Genomic DNA, 14,892 nt, shown 5'->3' on the forward strand with positions numbered 1-14,892 from the left:
GGGGCGGTTCCGTTGCGGGTGGACGACGAATTCTAGAGGGTGCCGGCCGCGCTTGCCGTCACGGCCGCAGCACGCGCGGCGGGCTGCACATCGACGCGGCAAGCGCTAGCATGCGCGATCGTCTTCTCCTGCGGATGTTCATGGGTCTCCTGCGCCAGGGCAGCCAGTTCCTGCTGATCGGCCTGCTGCAATTGCTGGTCGACTGGAGCGTGTTCGTCGCCGCCACCGCGGCCGGCATGCCCACGGTCCCGGGCAACGTGCTGGGCCGCGTCTGCGGCGCCCTGCTCGGGTTCTGGCTCAACGGCCGCATCACCTTCGCCAACGGCGACGACGCGCGCCTGGGCTGGCGCCGCTTCGGCCGCTTCATGGCCATGTGGCTCGTGCTCACCGCGCTCAGCACCTGGCTGGTGGCGCTGTGCGCGCACGCGCTTGGGCTGCGCCTGGCCTGGCTGGCCAAACCGCTGGTCGAAGGCATGCTGGCGGTGGTGTCGTTCTTCCTGGGCCGGCAGTTGGTGTATCGCTAGCGTTGGCGAGCACGCCTGGCGGGTCGGCGATGCGTGCCACCGGCATGCGCTCCGCGGCGACGGCTGTCGGGTGGGAACCCGCTCCCATGGAAGACGCCCCAGATGCACCGAACTGCTCATGGGAACGATCTCCGATCGCCTCTATCGAGCCTCCGCGACGAACGCGTTGCACCGTAGGAGCGGCTTCAGCCGCGACCGGGCGTTACCGGGAGAGCTTGTCGCGGCTGAAGCCGCTCCTACGAGTGCACCTGCTACTGCATGCCGCGAACAGCGAAGTCCGGACAGCGACCGGCTTCGACAGCTGTCGGGGCTGAAACCCCTCCCACAAGACCCGCGGGATGCAACGAGCCCCCTGTAGGAGCGACTTCAGTGGCAACGAGCGCAGCCTGGACGGCCAGCGTGGATCGCGCCTGCAGAGCGCTAGAACGGCTCTAGCGCCGCTGGCCCCGGCGGCTGACGACTCAGTGGCAGAAATCGCCCAGGCTGCGCACCAGCGCGGTGCGGTGCAGTTGATCCAGCTGCCAGCGCAACGCATAGGCCTCGGCCGCGCGCGCGGTCGTGGCCGGGCAGTCGGGCGACTGGCGCACTGCGGCGCTGGCCTGCAGCGCATCCAGCATCTCGCCCTGCAACTGATCCAGGCGCGCACGCAGTGCGGTCAGGTCCGGGCGCGGGCTGTTGGGCGCGCGGCCGCGCAGGTGCCAACGCGACAGCAGTTCGTACTGCACCAGCTTGTTGGATTCGATCTGCATGCCGAAGAAGCGCGCCGCATCGTCCGGGTCCACACCATGGGCCGGCGCCTGCTCGCGCACGCTGGCCAGCACCGCGGCCTCGCGCGTGGCATCCAGCACCGGCTTGCCGCTGTCCCACTTGCTCAACGCGACCTGGTCGCCGATCGCATTGCGCTCGACGATACGGTCCAGCAGCGGCTCCAACGGGGTGGCGCTGCGCGCGGGCAAGGCGCATCCCATCAACATGGCGCCGGCCAGCATGGCGGTCAGCGCATGGACGCAGGGACGAGGAACGGAAGCGGACAGGCTCATCTCGATTCTCCGGTAACCGTCTGCGGATGGGGGATGGGCCGCAGATCGGGCCGCCATCTTGCCGTAGTCCACGGACCGGACGATGACCACGCCCGCGTCTTGTCGCATGACATCGCAGCCGAGTCAGCGACCAGCAAGCCAGCGCCGTGCGCCACGTCGCATTCCGCGACGCTGATCCGGCGCGCGTGCAGACGCCGCGCGTAAACGGGGAGCGCCCCACATCTGCAGACACGACAACGCCGGCAAGCGCCGGCGTTGTCGTCGCGCATGCGGCCACCGGCCGCGTGGCACGGAACTCAGTGCTTGAGGTTCTTGCGCAGACGCTCCAGCGCCTGCAACTGCGCGGTGACTTCGGCCAGCTTGGCCTGCGCCTCGGCCACGTCCATGCCTTCGCCGCGGTTGGCGAGCAGGCGCTCGGCTTCTTCCTTGGCTTTGCGCACCGACGCCTCGTCGATGTCCTGGGCGCGGATCGCGGTGTCGGCCAGGATCGTCACCACCTGCGGCTGCACCTCGAGGATGCCGCCGGAAATGGCGAAATCCAGCTGCTCGCCGCTCGGGGTGGTCACCACCACCTTGCCGGGCTTGAGCCGGGTGATCAACGGCGCGTGCTTGGGCGCAATGCCCAGCTCGCCCAGTTCGCCGGTCGCGACCACCAGGGTGGCGTCGCCGTGGTAGATCTCATGCTCGGCGCTGACGATGTCGCAACGGATGGTGCTCATGGTTACCTCGCTGGCGCGAGGCGGGATTGGGGAGTGGGGATTCGAGATTAGCCAAGACGGTCGCACCGCTCGCCCTCACTTCGAACCCCTTCTCCTCGATGCCGCCTTGCGAATCCCTAATCCCGAATGCCGAATCCCGGCTCTTACGCCTTCTCGGCCATCTTCTTGGCCTTCTCGACCGCTTCCTCGATGCCGCCGACCATGTAGAAGGCCTGCTCCGGCAGGTGGTCGTATTCGCCGTCGACGATGGCCTTGAAGCCGCGGATGGTGTCCTTCAGCGACACGTACTTGCCCGGCGAACCGGTGAACACCTCGGCCACGTGGAACGGCTGGCTGAAGAAGCGCTCGATCTTGCGCGCGCGCGACACGGCCTGCTTGTCCTCTTCGGACAGTTCGTCCATGCCCAGGATCGCGATGATGTCCTTCAGTTCCTTGTACTTCTGCAAGGTGGACTGCACGCGGCGGGCGGTGTCGTAGTGCTCGTGGCCGATCACGTTCGGGTCCAGCTGGCGGCTGGTCGAGTCGAGCGGATCCACCGCGGGGTAGATACCCAGCGAGGCGATGTTACGCGACAGCACGACGGTGGCGTCGAGGTGGGCGAAGGTGGTCGCCGGCGACGGGTCGGTCAGGTCGTCCGCGGGCACGTACACGGCCTGGATCGAGGTGATCGAGCCGGACTTGGTCGAGGTAATGCGCTCCTGCAGCACGCCCATTTCCTCGGCCAGGGTCGGCTGGTAGCCCACCGCCGACGGCATGCGGCCCAGCAGCGCCGACACTTCGGTACCGGCCAGGGTGTAGCGGTAGATGTTGTCGACGAACAGCAGCACGTCCTTGCCCTTGCCCGAGGCGTCCTTCTCGTCGCGGAAGTACTCGGCCATGGTCAGGCCGGTCAGCGCGACGCGCAGGCGGTTGCCCGGCGGCTCGTTCATCTGGCCGTACACCATCGCCACCTTGTCCAGGACGTTGGAGTCCTTCATCTCGTGGTAGAAGTCGTTGCCCTCGCGGGTACGCTCGCCCACGCCGGCGAACACGGACAGACCCGAGTGCGCCTTGGCGATGTTGTTGATCAGTTCCATCATGTTGACGGTCTTGCCGACGCCGGCGCCGCCGAACAGGCCGACCTTGCCGCCCTTGGCGAACGGGCACATCAGGTCGATGACCTTGATGCCGGTCTCCAGCAGCTCGGTGGCCGAGGACTGGTCTTCGTAGGTCGGCGCCGCGCGATGGATTTCCCAATGGTCGGTGGCCTGCACGTCGCCGGCCTCGTCGATCGGGCGACCCAGCACGTCCATGATGCGGCCCAGCGTGCCGGCGCCGACCGGCACCGAGATCGCACGGCCGGTGTTGGTGGCGACCAGGTTGCGCTTGAGGCCGTCGGTGGAGCCGAGGGCGATCGTGCGCACGACGCCGTCGCCCAACTGCTGCTGCACTTCCAGCGTGATGGCGGTGCCGTCGACCTTCAGTGCGTCGTACACCTTCGGCACATCGGCACGCGCGAATTCGACGTCGACGACCGCGCCGATGATCTGAACGATCTTGCCCTGACTCATTTTGCTGCTCCGGTTAGCTTTAGTTCTGTCCGGATGGCCTGCGCCATCCCATGGATTTCGTGTTGGGGATTCGCGATTCGGGATTCGCAAAAGCGCGCTTCGCTGCTCTTGCCGGTCCCGATTCTCCAATCCCGAATCCCGGCACTTACACCGCCGCCGCGCCGCCGACGATTTCGGAAATTTCCTGGGTGATCGCGGCCTGGCGCGCCTTGTTGTAGACCAACTGCAAGGTGCTGATCAGCTTGCTGGCGTTGTCGCTGGCCGCCTTCATCGCGACCATGCGCGCCGCATGCTCGGAGGCCACGTTCTCCAGCACCGCCTGGTACACCAGCGACTCGATGTAGCGCGTCATCACGTGCTCGAGCACGCTCGCGGCATCGGGTTCGTACAGGTAGTCCCAGTCGTGGTGCGCGACCTGGCTCTCGGCCGCCGGCAGCGGCAGCAGCTGGTCGAAGCTGGCCTTCTGCGTCATCGTGTTGACGAAGCGGTTGTAGACCAGATACACGCGGTCCAGCTTGCCTTCGGTGAACGCATCCAGCATCACCTTGATCACGCCGATCAGCTGCTCCACGCGCGGCTGGTCGCCCAGGTGGCTGACGCTGCCGACCATGTCCACCTTGAGCCGGCGGAAGAACACCGAGGCCTTCTGGCCGATGGTGACCACGTCCACGCCCGCGCCCTGGTCCTGCCACTGGCGCACTTCGCCCAGCATCTTGCGGAACAGGTTGTTGTTCAGGCCGCCGGCCAGGCCGCGATCGGAGGAGATCACGATGTAGCCGACGCGCTTGACCGACTCGCGCTGCACCAGGAACGGATGGGTGTAGTCGGTGCTGGCCTGCGCCAGATGCCCGATCACCTGCTTCATCGCCTGCGCGTACGGACGCGAGGTCTTCATCCGATCCTGCGCCTTGCGGATCTTGGAGGCCGAGACCATCTCGAGCGCGCGCGTCACCTTGCGGGTGTTCTGCACGCTCTTGATCTTGGATTTGATTTCGCGTCCGCCTGCCATTGCTCTTCTCGGGACTCGGGACCCGGGACCCGGGACCCGTTAAGGCCCTGAATCACGGCTCGTTATTGTCACCCGGCGCCCAGGCCGAGGTCCCAGGGACCCCGCTTTCGCGGGTCCCGGGCCCCGGGTCCCGGGTCCCGGCTCTTACCAGCTACCGGTGGTCTTGAACTCGCCGATGCCCTTCTTGAACGCGGCCTCGATGTCGCCGTTCCAGTCGCCGGTGTCGTTGACCTTGGCGATCAGCTCGCCCTGGGTGTTGGCGAAGTGGGCGTGCAGGCCCTCTTCGAACGCCAGCAGCTTGTTGACCGGCACGTCGTCGAGGTAGCCCTCGTTGACCGCGTAGATCGACAGCGCCTGGTTGGCGATGGACATCGGCATGTACTGCTTCTGCTTCATCAGCTCGGTGACGCGCTGGCCGCGCTCGAGCTGCTTGCGGGTGGCTTCGTCCAGGTCCGAGGCGAACTGCGCGAACGCCGCCAGCTCGCGGTACTGCGCCAGCGAGATGCGGATGCCGCCGGAGAGCTTCTTGATGATCTTGGTCTGCGCGGCGCCACCGACGCGCGACACCGAGATACCGGCGTTCACCGCCGGGCGGATGCCGGCATTGAACAGGTCGGTTTCCAGGAAGATCTGGCCGTCGGTGATCGAGATCACGTTGGTCGGCACGAACGCGGACACGTCGCCGGCCTGGGTCTCGATGATCGGCAGCGCGGTCAGCGAACCGGTCTTGCCCTTGACCTCGCCCTTGGTGAACTGCTCCACGTACTCCTCGGACACGCGCGCGGCGCGCTCCAGCAGGCGGCTGTGCAGGTAGAACACGTCGCCCGGGTAGGCTTCGCGGCCCGGCGGGCGCTTCAGCAGCAGCGAGATCTGGCGGTAGGCCACGGCCTGCTTGGACAGATCGTCGTACACGATCAGCGCGTCTTCGCCGCGGTCCATGAAGTACTCGCCCATGGTGCAGCCGGCGTAGGCGCTGATGTACTGCATCGCCGCCGATTCGGAGGCGGTCGCGGCGACCACGATGGTGTGCGCCAGCGCGCCGTTCTCTTCCAGCTTGCGCACGATGTTGGCGACGGTCGAGGCCTTCTGCCCGATCGCCACGTACACGCACTTGATGCCGGTGTTCTTCTGGTTGATCACCGCGTCGATGGCCAGCGCGGTCTTGCCGGTCTGGCGGTCGCCGATGACCAGCTCGCGCTGGCCGCGGCCGATCGGGATCATCGCGTCGACCGACTTGTAGCCGGTCTGCACCGGCTGGTCGACCGACTTGCGCCAGATCACGCCCGGCGCCACGCGCTCCACCGGCGCGGTCTGGCTGGTGCCCAGCGGGCCCTTGCCGTCGATCGGCTCGCCCAGCGCGTTGACCACGCGGCCCAGCAGTTCCTTGCCCACCGGCACTTCCAGGATGCGGCCAGTGGTCTTGGCCACGTCGCCTTCGCGCAGGTTCTCGTAGTCGCCGAGCACCACGGCGCCGACCGAGTCGCGCTCCAGGTTCAGCGCCAGGGCGTAGGTGTCGTTCGGCAGTTCGATCATTTCGCCCTGCATCACGTCGGCCAGGCCGAAGATGCGCACGATGCCGTCGGACACGCTGGTGACCGTACCTTCGTTGCGCGACTCCGCGGCCAGCTTGACCTGCTCGATGCGGTTCTTGATCAGTTCGCTGATTTCGGAGGGGTTGAGCGTGGTTGCCATCTTGGTTTCCTTCGGATCGTCCATCGCGCAACGGCGGATGGCGACGTGTGGTTAGCTTCTTTGAGAATCGGGAATGGGGAATCGGGAATCGCGGGTGGCGTCGCCGCCGGGCCGGGTTCTCTCCTCTCTATTCGCCATTCCCGTTTCTTAGTGGGCCAGTGCGGACTGCAGACGCGAGAGCTTGCCTTTCAACGAACCGTCGATGACCACGTCGCCGGCATCGATCACCGCGCCGCCGATCAGCGAAGCGTCCACCGCCGTGGTGATCTCGACCTCGCGGCCGAAGCGCTGCTTCAGCGCCACCTTCAGCGAGGCCACCTCGGCATCGCTCAGCGCCGTCGCGGAGGTCACGTTGGCCTGCACCACGCGCTCGGCCTCGGCTCGCAGCTGGTCGTACAGACCGGCGATCTCCGGCAGCAGCGGCAACCGCTGGCCTTCGGCCAGCAGGCTCAGGAAGCGCTGGTACTGCTCGTCGGACGCTTCCGGCGCCAGCAGCGACACCGCCTGCTCCCGCTGCAGCAGCGGGTTGTGCAGCAGCGCGGCCACGCGCGGGTCGGCCGCGACCTGGGCGGAGAACGCCAGCGCCTGCGACCAGGGCGCGAGCTTGCCGGCGTCGCTGGCCGCGGCGAACGCGGCGCGAGCGTAGGGACGCGCCAGTGTGAGGGCCTGGCTCATCTCAGATCTCCGCCGCCAGCTCGTCGAGCAGCGCCTTATGGGCGTTGGCGTCGATTTCGCGCTTGAGCAGCTTCTCGGCGCCGCTCACCGCCAGCAGCGACACCTGGCGACGCAGGTCCTCGCGCGCGCGGTTGGCCGCGGCGTCGATCTCGGCCTGGGCCAGTTCCTTCTGCCGGTTGGCTTCGACGATCGCCTCGTGCTTGGCCGCCTCGACGATCTGGTTGGCGCGCGCATGCGCCTGGTCGATGATCTCGTTGGCCTTGATGCGGGCGTCCTTCAACGCTTCGTTGACCTTTTCCTGCGCCTGCGCCAGATCCTTCTGGCTGCGATCGGCGGCGGCCAGGCCTTCGGCGATCTTCTGTTGGCGCTCTTCGATGGCCTGCATCAGCGGCGGCCAGATCTTGGTCGCGACGATCCAGATCAGACCGGCGAACGCCAGCGCCTGGGCAAAGAGGGTGAGACCGATATTCATGGGGTACGCTCAGCCAATGGTGACGGGGTGGACGCGCCGCCAGCACGGCGACGCGTCCGAACCTTCATCCGTAGCGGCGGCCGCCGGTGGCGACCGCACGCCGGTACGACGGGATCAACCGCCCTGCGGCAGACGCGCGACGAACTCGCCGATCATCGGGTTGGCGAACGCGAACAGCAGGCCGACCGCGACGCTGATGATGAACGCGGCGTCGATCAGGCCGGCGGTGATGAACATGCGGACCTGCAGCACCGGGATCAGTTCCGGCTGGCGCGCGGCCGATTCCAGGAACTTGCCGGCCATGATGGCCAGACCGAGGCCGGCGCCCAGCGCGGCCAGGCCGATCATGATGCCGACGGCGAGGACGGTGGAGCTCTGGACTTGGGCGAGGTTGGTCAGGACGGCGAAGTACATGGTTTTCTCCAGGAACAAAGTTGCTTGAGGATGGTGAATCGAACGAAGGGTTGCTTAGAACGCGTGAAACAGAAACGTCAGTGGCTGTCTTCCGCCAGGCTCAGGTACACGATGGACAGCATCATGAAAATGAACGCCTGCAGCGGAATCACCAGCAGGTGGAACAGCATCCAGCCGAAGCCGAACGCGCCGCCGGCCAGCGCACCGAGGATGCCGGCACCGCCCAGCACCCAGATCAGCAGGAACACGATCTCGCCGCCGAACATGTTGCCGAACAGTCGCATCGCCAGCGACACCGGCTTGCTCAGCCATTCGACGATATTGAGGATCAGGTTGAACGGCAGCATCCACTTGCCGAACGGCGCGGTGAGGAATTCCTTGGTCATCCCGCCCACGCCCTTGGAGCGCAGCGAGAAGAACAGCATCAGGAAGAACACGCTGATCGACATGCCCAGGGTGGCATTGACGTCGGCGGTGGGCACCGGCTTCCAGTAGTGCACGCCGGCCCAGCCCAGCGGGATCGCGAGGAAGTCCGCCGGGATCATCTTGATGAGGTTCATCAACAGGATCCAGAAGAACAGGGTGATCGCGATCGGGGTCACCAGCTTGCTGGTGCCGTGGTAGGTGTCCTTGGCCTGGCGGTCGACGAACTCCAGCATGATTTCCACGAACGCCTGCCACTTGCCGGGCACGCCGGCGGTGGCCTTGCGCGTGGCCAGCCAGAAGCCGAACACCATCAGCAGGCCCATCAGCAGCGACATCACCAGGGTGTCGACGTGCAATTGCCAGAACCCGCCTTCCTGCACCTGGAAGGTGAGGTTGTGCAGATGGTGCTGGATATAGGAGGTAGGGGTTTCTGCCTCGCCCGCCATGAGTCCTGAGCCTTTTCTTGATTCGATCAACGCCTGGCCAGAGCCAGAACCTGGAACATCAGCCCGACGGCGATACCCGCCAACAGGGCCAGAGGAGGCAACCGCCACCAGGCAAAGCCCAGCGCCAGCACCGCGAACACCAACACCCACTTCAGCACCATGGCCACGATCAGCCGCGCCAGCGCCGAGCCTGCCGCCTGCACACCGCCATTGAGCGCGGTGCGTGCGGCCAACCATCCCCCTGCCACGGTCGCCAGCCCGGTTGCGGCGGCGCCCATCGCGTACTTCGGTCCCAGCAGCAGGAACAGCAGGGACACCACGGCCACCGCCACCAGCGGGTAAATCGCTGCGCGCAGCATCAGCCGCCGACCCGCATCAACGGAGTTCAGCACAGAAAATCCTGCAATTGGTGGTGGATTGAGGACGTCTTCGCGTCCGTCGAGCCGCGGAATTATAGCAATGGGACAATTTGCGAGACAACCGCCAAGGGTCCTGATGGCGTCAGCAGGCCCGTCCGCTCGTAGACGATAGCACGGCGGCCGCCCGCCACCGGCACCGAATGCGGCGTCGCAGCACGTCTTTGCGGGGGAACTTTCTGTCCACTGCCCTGTCTGATCGGACAGGGACTGCGCCCATCCTCGTCGGCCCACAGCGCAGACCCGCCGAGCCCCGGTCCTTGCCGGGGCTCTTTTGTTGCGCGTTCTGGGACGCGTGTGCCGGGTCGAGCCACCATACTTTCACGAATGGTGGACGCAGATTTAAGGATAGTGGCGCCACGCGCTGGCATTGCCATCGACGCCCTATCCAAAATCCCAAGACGACGGAGCTTGTCCCCCATGAAACACCTGCTTGCCCTGGCGCTGCCCTGCGCGCTCGCCGCCGCTTATGCCCTGCCCGCCCACGCCGAAGACGGCGACGACCGCTTCACCCTGCGCGTGGGCGCGATGAACGTGGACAACGACAACACCCTGCGCGGCAATGCCGTGATCAACGGCAACGCCATTTCCGGCTCGCAGGACTTCAACTTCGGCGGCAAGGAATGGGAGCCGCGCGTGGACGGCGTGTTCCGCCTCAGCACCCGCCAGCGCCTGATCTTCGACTACTTCAAGTTCGACAAGGACCGCCGCGAGGAACTGGGTCAGGACGTCAGCCTGGGCGGCGTGACCGTGCCGTCGGGCAGCTTCGTCAAGGGCGAGCTGAAGTACCAGGTGGCGAGCCTGGTGTACGACTACTCGGTGATCGACAACCCGCAGTTCAGCATGGGCCTGCAGATCGGTGCCGAGTGGGCCAAGGTGGAGTCCAATGCCTACGCCGACCTGGGCCCGGTCTACACCGGCACCTTCCTGGACGAGAGCGAAGACGGCGCCGCGCCGGTGGTCGGCCTGCGCTTCACCGCGCACCCGAGCGAGCACTGGCTGTTCAACATCCAGGGCCAGTACCTCAACACCAAGTGGGGCGATTTCGGCGACTACGACGGCGACCTGAGCCGCGCCAACGCCATCGTCGAGTACCGCTTCACCCGCAACTTCGGCATCTTCGCCGGCTACGACTGGTTCAAGCTGGACGTGGACCGCAAGCGCGACAACGCCAGCGTCGGCCTGAAGCAGGAGTTCAAGGGCCCGGTCGCGGGCGTGACCTTCGCGTTCTGATTCTTTCGGGACCCGGGACCCGGGACCCGCGAGCAGCTTCATGCAGAACCCCGCAGCGATGCGGGGTTCTGTCGTTTAACGGGTACGCGTGGCCGATGGCCAACGCGGTGGCAGCCGCGTTGCGGCAGCCGAAACACGCTCAAGGCGGCTTGGTCGCACCGGCCACCAGCAGGTGCCGGTGCGTCGTGCAGTAGCACTCGTCGTGCCAGCCGTAGTGCGGGTCGGTGCAGATCGCATGCTGCACCGACGCCGGCAGCGACGCCACGTCGCTGCGCAAGTCGCGCTTCAGCGACACGAAGACCGAGCCGGGATGCGGCCAGTCGGTCCGCCGCGGCGGCTCGGCGATGCGGTTGCCGCCGGCCAGTTCGCGTTGCAGCAGCGCCTGCAGTTCCGGACATAGCGTGCCCTGCCCCACCTCGACCTCCATGCGTCGGTCCACCACGGCCACGACCGCACCGCGCGCGGCGGCGCGGTCGCTCAGGGCATCACTTCTTCTTGGGGATGTACAGATCGGTGATGGTGCCGTCGTAGACCTCGGCGCTCATGCCGACCGACTCGCTCAGGGTCGGATGCGCGTGGATGGTGTGGCCGATGTCCTCGGCCTCGGCGCCCATCTCGATCGCCAGGCCGATCTCGGCCAGCAGGTCGCCGGCGTGCACGCCGACGATCGCGCCGCCGATGATGCGGTGCGTCTCCTCGTCGAAGATCAGCTTGGTGAAGCCCTCGGTACGGCCGATGCCGATGGCGCGGCCGCTGGCCGCCCACGGGAACTTGGCCACGCCGACCTTCAGCCCCTTGGCCTTGGCCTCGGTTTCGGTGACGCCGACCCAGGCGATTTCCGGGTTGGTGTAGGCCACCGACGGGATCACCCGCGCCACCCACTCCTTCTTCTCGCCAGCGGCCACTTCCGCGGCCAGCTTGCCCTCGTGGGTGGCCTTGTGCGCCAGCATCGGGTTACCGACGATGTCGCCGATGGCGAAGATGTGCGGCACGTTGGTGCGCATCTGCCGGTCGACCGGAATGAAACCGCGCTCGGTGACGTTGATGCCGGCCTTGTCGGCGCCGATCTTCTTGCCGTTGGGCGCGCGGCCCACCGCGACCAGCACGCGGTCGTAGGTGGTGGCGGCCAGCGCCGGGGTCTCGCCCGCGGTAGCGGCCTCGAAGGTCACGGTGATGCCCTTCTTGTCGGCCTTGACCTCGGCCGCCTTGGTCTTGAGATGGACCTCCACGCCCTGCTTCTTCAAGCGGTCGGCCAGCGGCTTGACCAGGTCCTTGTCGGCGCCCGGCATCAGCTGGTCCATGAACTCGACCACGGTCACCTTGCTGCCCAGCGCGCTGTACACGGTGGCCATTTCCAGGCCGATGATGCCGCCGCCGACCACCAGCAGGGTCTTGGGAATCTCCTGCAGTTCCAGCGCGTCGGTGGAGTCCATCACCCGCTTGTCGTCCCACGGGAAGTTCGGCAGCTTCACCGCCTGCGACCCGGCGGCGACGATGCAGTGCTCGAAGCGCAGCAGCTGGGTCTTGCCGTCGGCACCGACGATTTCCAACTCGTTCGGCGACACGAACGACGCCACACCGGTGACGGTGCGCACCTTGCGCTGCTTGGCCATGCTGGCCAGGCCGCCGGTGAGCTTGCCGACCACCTTCTCCTTGTACTCGCGCAGCTTGTCCAGGGTGATCTTGGGCTTGCCGAAGTCCACGCCGAAGTCGCCGGCATGGGCGACCTCGTCGATCACCGCGGCCGCGTGCAGCAGCGCCTTGGACGGAATGCAGCCGACGTTGAGACAGACGCCGCCGAGGCTGGCGTAGCGCTCGATCAGCACCGTGTCCAGGCCCAGGTCGGCGGCGCGGAACGCGGCGGTGTAGCCGCCGGGGCCGGCGCCGAGCACCACCATCTTGCACTCGATGTCGGCGGGCTTGCCGCTGGCCAGCGCCGGCTTGGGCGCCGGCGGCTCGGCCGGCGCGCGGTGCGACGGCGCCACCGGCGGCTTGCTGGCCGGCACCTCGGCCGGAGCCGCGGCGGGCGCGCCTGCGGCGGCGCCATCGGCGGTCTCCAGCAGCGCGATCACCGCGCCCTCGGACAGGGTGTCGCCGAGCTTGACCTTCAGCTCCTTGATCACGCCGGCGGCCGCGGACGGCACTTCCAGCGTGGCCTTGTCCGACTCCAGCGTCACCAGGCCCTGATCCTTCTTCACCGTGTCGCCGACGGCGACCAGCACCTCGATGACCGGAACGTCGCTGTAGTCGCCGATATCCGGGACCTTGACCTCAATGACCGCCATGCAGCTTCTCCTGTGACCCCTCGCCGCGGCGAGAGGCATTTGCAGTTCGTCGGCGCGACCGCGCAAACAGGCGGCGCGCGCAGGTGGGGGAAAACCGGCGCCGCGACGGACGCGGCGCCGTGACGACAGGGCTTACAGCAGCACGCGGCGCATGTCCGCCAGCACCTGGCTCAGGTAGGTGGTGAACCGCGCCGCGGCAGCGCCGTCGATGACCCGGTGGTCGTAGCTCAGCGACAGCGGCAGGAGCAGCTTGGGCGCGAATTCCTTGCCGTTCCAGACCGGCTGGATCGAGGACTTGGACACGCCCAGGATCGCCACTTCCGGCGCGTTGACGATCGGGGTGAAGGCGGTGCCGCCGATGCCGCCGAGCGAGCTGATCGAGAAGCAGCCGCCGCTCATGTCGGCCGGGCCGAGCTTGCCGTCGCGGGCCTTCTTGGCCAGCTCGCCGCTCTCGCGCGCCAGTTCGACCACGCCCTTCTTGTCCACGTCGCGGATCACCGGCACCACCAGCCCGTTCGGGGTGTCGGCGGCGAAGCCGATGTGGAAGTACTTCTTCAGGGTCAGGTTCTCGCCGCTGGCGTCGAGCGAGGCGTTGAACTCGGGGAACTGCTTCAGCGCCGCGGCGCTGGCCTTAAGCAGGAAGGCGAGCATGGTCAGCTTGATGCCGGCCTTCTCGTTCTCCTTGTTCAGCGCCACGCGCAGGGCTTCCAGGTCGGTGATGTCGGCCTGCTCGAACTGGGTGACGTGCGGGATCATCGCCCAGTTGCGCGCCAGGTTGGCGCCGGAGATCTTCTTGATCCGCGACAGCGGCTTGACCTCGACCTCGCCGAACTTGGCGAAGTCCACCTTCGGCCACGGCAGCAGGTTCAGGCCGTTGCCGCCCGCGGCAGGCGCGGCCCCGGTAGCGGCCGGCGCGGCGCCGGACAGCGCGGCCTTGACGTAGCGCTGCACGTCGTCCTTGGTGATGCGGCCGCCCTGCTCCGAGCCGCTGACCTGGAACAGGTCCACGCCGAGTTCGCGGGCGAACACGCGCACCGCCGGGCTGGCGTAGGGCACCTTCTGCGGCAGCACGCTGTCGGCGTCGAATGCCACCGGCGGGCTGCTCTGGGTGGCGGACGGCGCGGCCGCCTTGGCCGGCGCCGTGGCCTGGACCTGGGCGATCTCGCGCTGGGCCAGCTTGTCCGGCGCGGACGAGGCCGGCACCGGCTCCACGCCGCCGCCGGTCTCGGCGCTGGGCTGGACCGCGGATGCGGACGGCGCGTCGGCATCGCTGCCGGTCACTTCGATCAGCGCCACCACCTTGCCCTCGGACAGGCTGTCGCCGACCTTGACCTTGAGTTCCTTGACCACGCCGGCCACCGACGAGGGCACTTCCATCGTCGCCTTGTCCGACTCCAGGGTGACCAGGCCCTGGTCCTTCTTGACCGTGTCGCCGACCGCGACCAGCACCTCGATCACCGGCACGTCGCTGTAGTCGCCGATGTCCGGCACCCGCGCCTCGACCACGCCGGCGGGCGCGGCAGCGGCCGGGGCAGGCTTGACCGCGTTCTGCGCGGGCGCAGCGGCCGGGGCGGCGGCCTGCTGGGCCGGCGCGGGCGTGGCCTTGGCGGCCGCAGGCGCGGCGGGTGCGGCACCGGCACCGCCGTCTGCCACTTCGATCAGCGCCACCACCTTGCCCTCGGACAGGCTGTCGCCGACCTTGACCTTGATCTCCTTGACCACGCCGGCGAACGGCGACGGCACTTCCATCGTCGCCTTGTCCGATTCCAGGGTGACCAGGCTCTGGTCCTTCTTCACCGTGTCGCCGACGGCCACCAGCACTTCGATTACCGGGACGTCGCTGTAGTCACCGATATCGGGGACAAGTGCTTCCTTGATTTCGGCCATGCGGGCAACTCCGGCAACTAATGAGGGGGAAACCCCTATTGTGGCGGCCCGCAGCCGCAGCGCCAACCTTTGCCGGACAAAAAAGCCCGATCGCCTGCACCCGG

General features: G+C 67.3%; 15 protein-coding genes. 2 read left to right on the forward strand and 13 right to left on the reverse strand.

What is annotated here, in order from left to right:
• The first annotated feature begins 140 nt into the window (after nt 1–140).
• Nucleotides 141–524: a GtrA family protein gene (locus FHR56_RS01680; protein ID WP_160946287.1), complete on the forward strand. Its 384-nt coding sequence runs from the start codon at nt 141–143 to the stop codon at nt 522–524.
• A 461-nt stretch (nt 525–985) separates the two neighbouring features.
• Here the strand turns inward: FHR56_RS01680 and FHR56_RS01685 are convergent, their stop codons facing one another.
• The 10 genes from FHR56_RS01685 to FHR56_RS01730 form a co-directional block, all read right to left on the reverse strand.
• Entirely contained in the window at nt 986–1,564 is a 579-nt protein-coding gene (locus FHR56_RS01685) for a chorismate mutase (protein ID WP_160946286.1), read from the reverse strand.
• A gap of 296 nt (nt 1,565–1,860) precedes the next feature.
• The gene (locus FHR56_RS01690; protein WP_019796279.1) at nt 1,861–2,283 is read right to left on the reverse strand and encodes a F0F1 ATP synthase subunit epsilon; all 423 of its coding nucleotides are present in this window, start codon (nt 2,281–2,283) and stop codon (nt 1,861–1,863) included.
• 143 nt (nt 2,284–2,426) lie between these two features.
• On the reverse strand, nt 2,427–3,833 hold the full coding sequence (atpD, locus tag FHR56_RS01695) for a F0F1 ATP synthase subunit beta (RefSeq protein ID WP_017910295.1): 1,407 nt from the start codon (nt 3,831–3,833) through the stop codon (nt 2,427–2,429).
• Between the two features lie 145 nt (nt 3,834–3,978).
• The gene (gene atpG, locus FHR56_RS01700) at nt 3,979–4,842 is read right to left on the reverse strand and encodes a F0F1 ATP synthase subunit gamma (RefSeq protein ID WP_160946285.1); all 864 of its coding nucleotides are present in this window, start codon (nt 4,840–4,842) and stop codon (nt 3,979–3,981) included.
• A gap of 144 nt (nt 4,843–4,986) precedes the next feature.
• Nucleotides 4,987–6,534, reverse strand: coding sequence for a F0F1 ATP synthase subunit alpha (gene atpA, locus FHR56_RS01705; RefSeq protein ID WP_026143773.1), 1,548 nt, complete (start codon nt 6,532–6,534; stop codon nt 4,987–4,989).
• A gap of 147 nt (nt 6,535–6,681) precedes the next feature.
• Entirely contained in the window at nt 6,682–7,209 is a 528-nt protein-coding gene (locus FHR56_RS01710) for a F0F1 ATP synthase subunit delta (protein WP_019796080.1), read from the reverse strand.
• A gap of 1 nt (nt 7,210) precedes the next feature.
• The gene (locus FHR56_RS01715) at nt 7,211–7,681 is read right to left on the reverse strand and encodes a F0F1 ATP synthase subunit B (protein ID WP_017910291.1); all 471 of its coding nucleotides are present in this window, start codon (nt 7,679–7,681) and stop codon (nt 7,211–7,213) included.
• Between the two features lie 114 nt (nt 7,682–7,795).
• On the reverse strand, nt 7,796–8,095 hold the full coding sequence (gene atpE, locus FHR56_RS01720) for a F0F1 ATP synthase subunit C (RefSeq protein WP_010340497.1): 300 nt from the start codon (nt 8,093–8,095) through the stop codon (nt 7,796–7,798).
• 77 nt (nt 8,096–8,172) lie between these two features.
• Nucleotides 8,173–8,967, reverse strand: a complete 795-nt coding sequence (gene atpB, locus FHR56_RS01725; RefSeq protein ID WP_010340498.1) for a F0F1 ATP synthase subunit A — start codon at nt 8,965–8,967, stop codon at nt 8,173–8,175.
• Between the two features lie 26 nt (nt 8,968–8,993).
• Nucleotides 8,994–9,359 carry an ATP synthase subunit I gene (locus FHR56_RS01730; protein WP_026143249.1) on the reverse strand — a complete coding sequence of 122 codons (366 nt, stop codon included), beginning with the start codon at nt 9,357–9,359 and terminating at the stop codon, nt 8,994–8,996.
• Between the two features lie 444 nt (nt 9,360–9,803).
• Between FHR56_RS01730 and FHR56_RS01735 the strand changes: the two genes are divergently transcribed.
• Nucleotides 9,804–10,616, forward strand: a complete 813-nt coding sequence (locus FHR56_RS01735; RefSeq protein WP_019796081.1) for a hypothetical protein — start codon at nt 9,804–9,806, stop codon at nt 10,614–10,616.
• Between the two features lie 139 nt (nt 10,617–10,755).
• On the opposite strand, the gene FHR56_RS01740 is transcribed toward FHR56_RS01735, so the two are convergent.
• From FHR56_RS01740 to aceF, 3 genes are all read right to left on the reverse strand, one after another.
• Nucleotides 10,756–11,043, reverse strand: coding sequence for a hypothetical protein (locus tag FHR56_RS01740; protein ID WP_160946284.1), 288 nt, complete (start codon nt 11,041–11,043; stop codon nt 10,756–10,758).
• Nucleotides 11,044–11,101: 58 nt separating this feature from the next.
• Nucleotides 11,102–12,901 carry a dihydrolipoyl dehydrogenase gene (gene lpdA, locus FHR56_RS01745; protein WP_152236502.1) on the reverse strand — a complete coding sequence of 600 codons (1,800 nt, stop codon included), beginning with the start codon at nt 12,899–12,901 and terminating at the stop codon, nt 11,102–11,104.
• A 132-nt stretch (nt 12,902–13,033) separates the two neighbouring features.
• The gene (gene aceF, locus FHR56_RS01750) at nt 13,034–14,788 is read right to left on the reverse strand and encodes a dihydrolipoyllysine-residue acetyltransferase (RefSeq protein WP_160946283.1); all 1,755 of its coding nucleotides are present in this window, start codon (nt 14,786–14,788) and stop codon (nt 13,034–13,036) included.
• Nucleotides 14,789–14,892 lie beyond the last annotated feature (104 nt).

This window comes from Xanthomonas sp. F10 (assembly GCF_014206815.1).
Lineage (GTDB): Bacteria > Pseudomonadota > Gammaproteobacteria > Xanthomonadales > Xanthomonadaceae > Xanthomonas_A > Xanthomonas_A indica.

Coding starts and splice junctions, on each gene's coding strand:
- atpB (WP_010340498.1), bottom strand. CDS start 8,967: ATGGCGGGCGAGGCAGAAACCCCTACCTCCTATATCCAGCACCATCTG.
- FHR56_RS01680 (WP_160946287.1), top strand. CDS start 141: ATGGGTCTCCTGCGCCAGGGCAGCCAGTTCCTGCTGATCGGCCTGCTG.
- FHR56_RS01715 (WP_017910291.1), bottom strand. CDS start 7,681: ATGAATATCGGTCTCACCCTCTTTGCCCAGGCGCTGGCGTTCGCCGGT.
- FHR56_RS01710 (WP_019796080.1), bottom strand. CDS start 7,209: ATGAGCCAGGCCCTCACACTGGCGCGTCCCTACGCTCGCGCCGCGTTC.
- lpdA (WP_152236502.1), bottom strand. CDS start 12,901: ATGGCGGTCATTGAGGTCAAGGTCCCGGATATCGGCGACTACAGCGAC.
- aceF (WP_160946283.1), bottom strand. CDS start 14,788: ATGGCCGAAATCAAGGAAGCACTTGTCCCCGATATCGGTGACTACAGC.
- FHR56_RS01690 (WP_019796279.1), bottom strand. CDS start 2,283: ATGAGCACCATCCGTTGCGACATCGTCAGCGCCGAGCATGAGATCTAC.
- FHR56_RS01735 (WP_019796081.1), top strand. CDS start 9,804: ATGAAACACCTGCTTGCCCTGGCGCTGCCCTGCGCGCTCGCCGCCGCT.
- atpG (WP_160946285.1), bottom strand. CDS start 4,842: ATGGCAGGCGGACGCGAAATCAAATCCAAGATCAAGAGCGTGCAGAAC.
- FHR56_RS01740 (WP_160946284.1), bottom strand. CDS start 11,043: ATGGAGGTCGAGGTGGGGCAGGGCACGCTATGTCCGGAACTGCAGGCG.
- atpA (WP_026143773.1), bottom strand. CDS start 6,534: ATGGCAACCACGCTCAACCCCTCCGAAATCAGCGAACTGATCAAGAAC.
- atpE (WP_010340497.1), bottom strand. CDS start 8,095: ATGTACTTCGCCGTCCTGACCAACCTCGCCCAAGTCCAGAGCTCCACC.
- atpD (WP_017910295.1), bottom strand. CDS start 3,833: ATGAGTCAGGGCAAGATCGTTCAGATCATCGGCGCGGTCGTCGACGTC.
- FHR56_RS01685 (WP_160946286.1), bottom strand. CDS start 1,564: ATGAGCCTGTCCGCTTCCGTTCCTCGTCCCTGCGTCCATGCGCTGACC.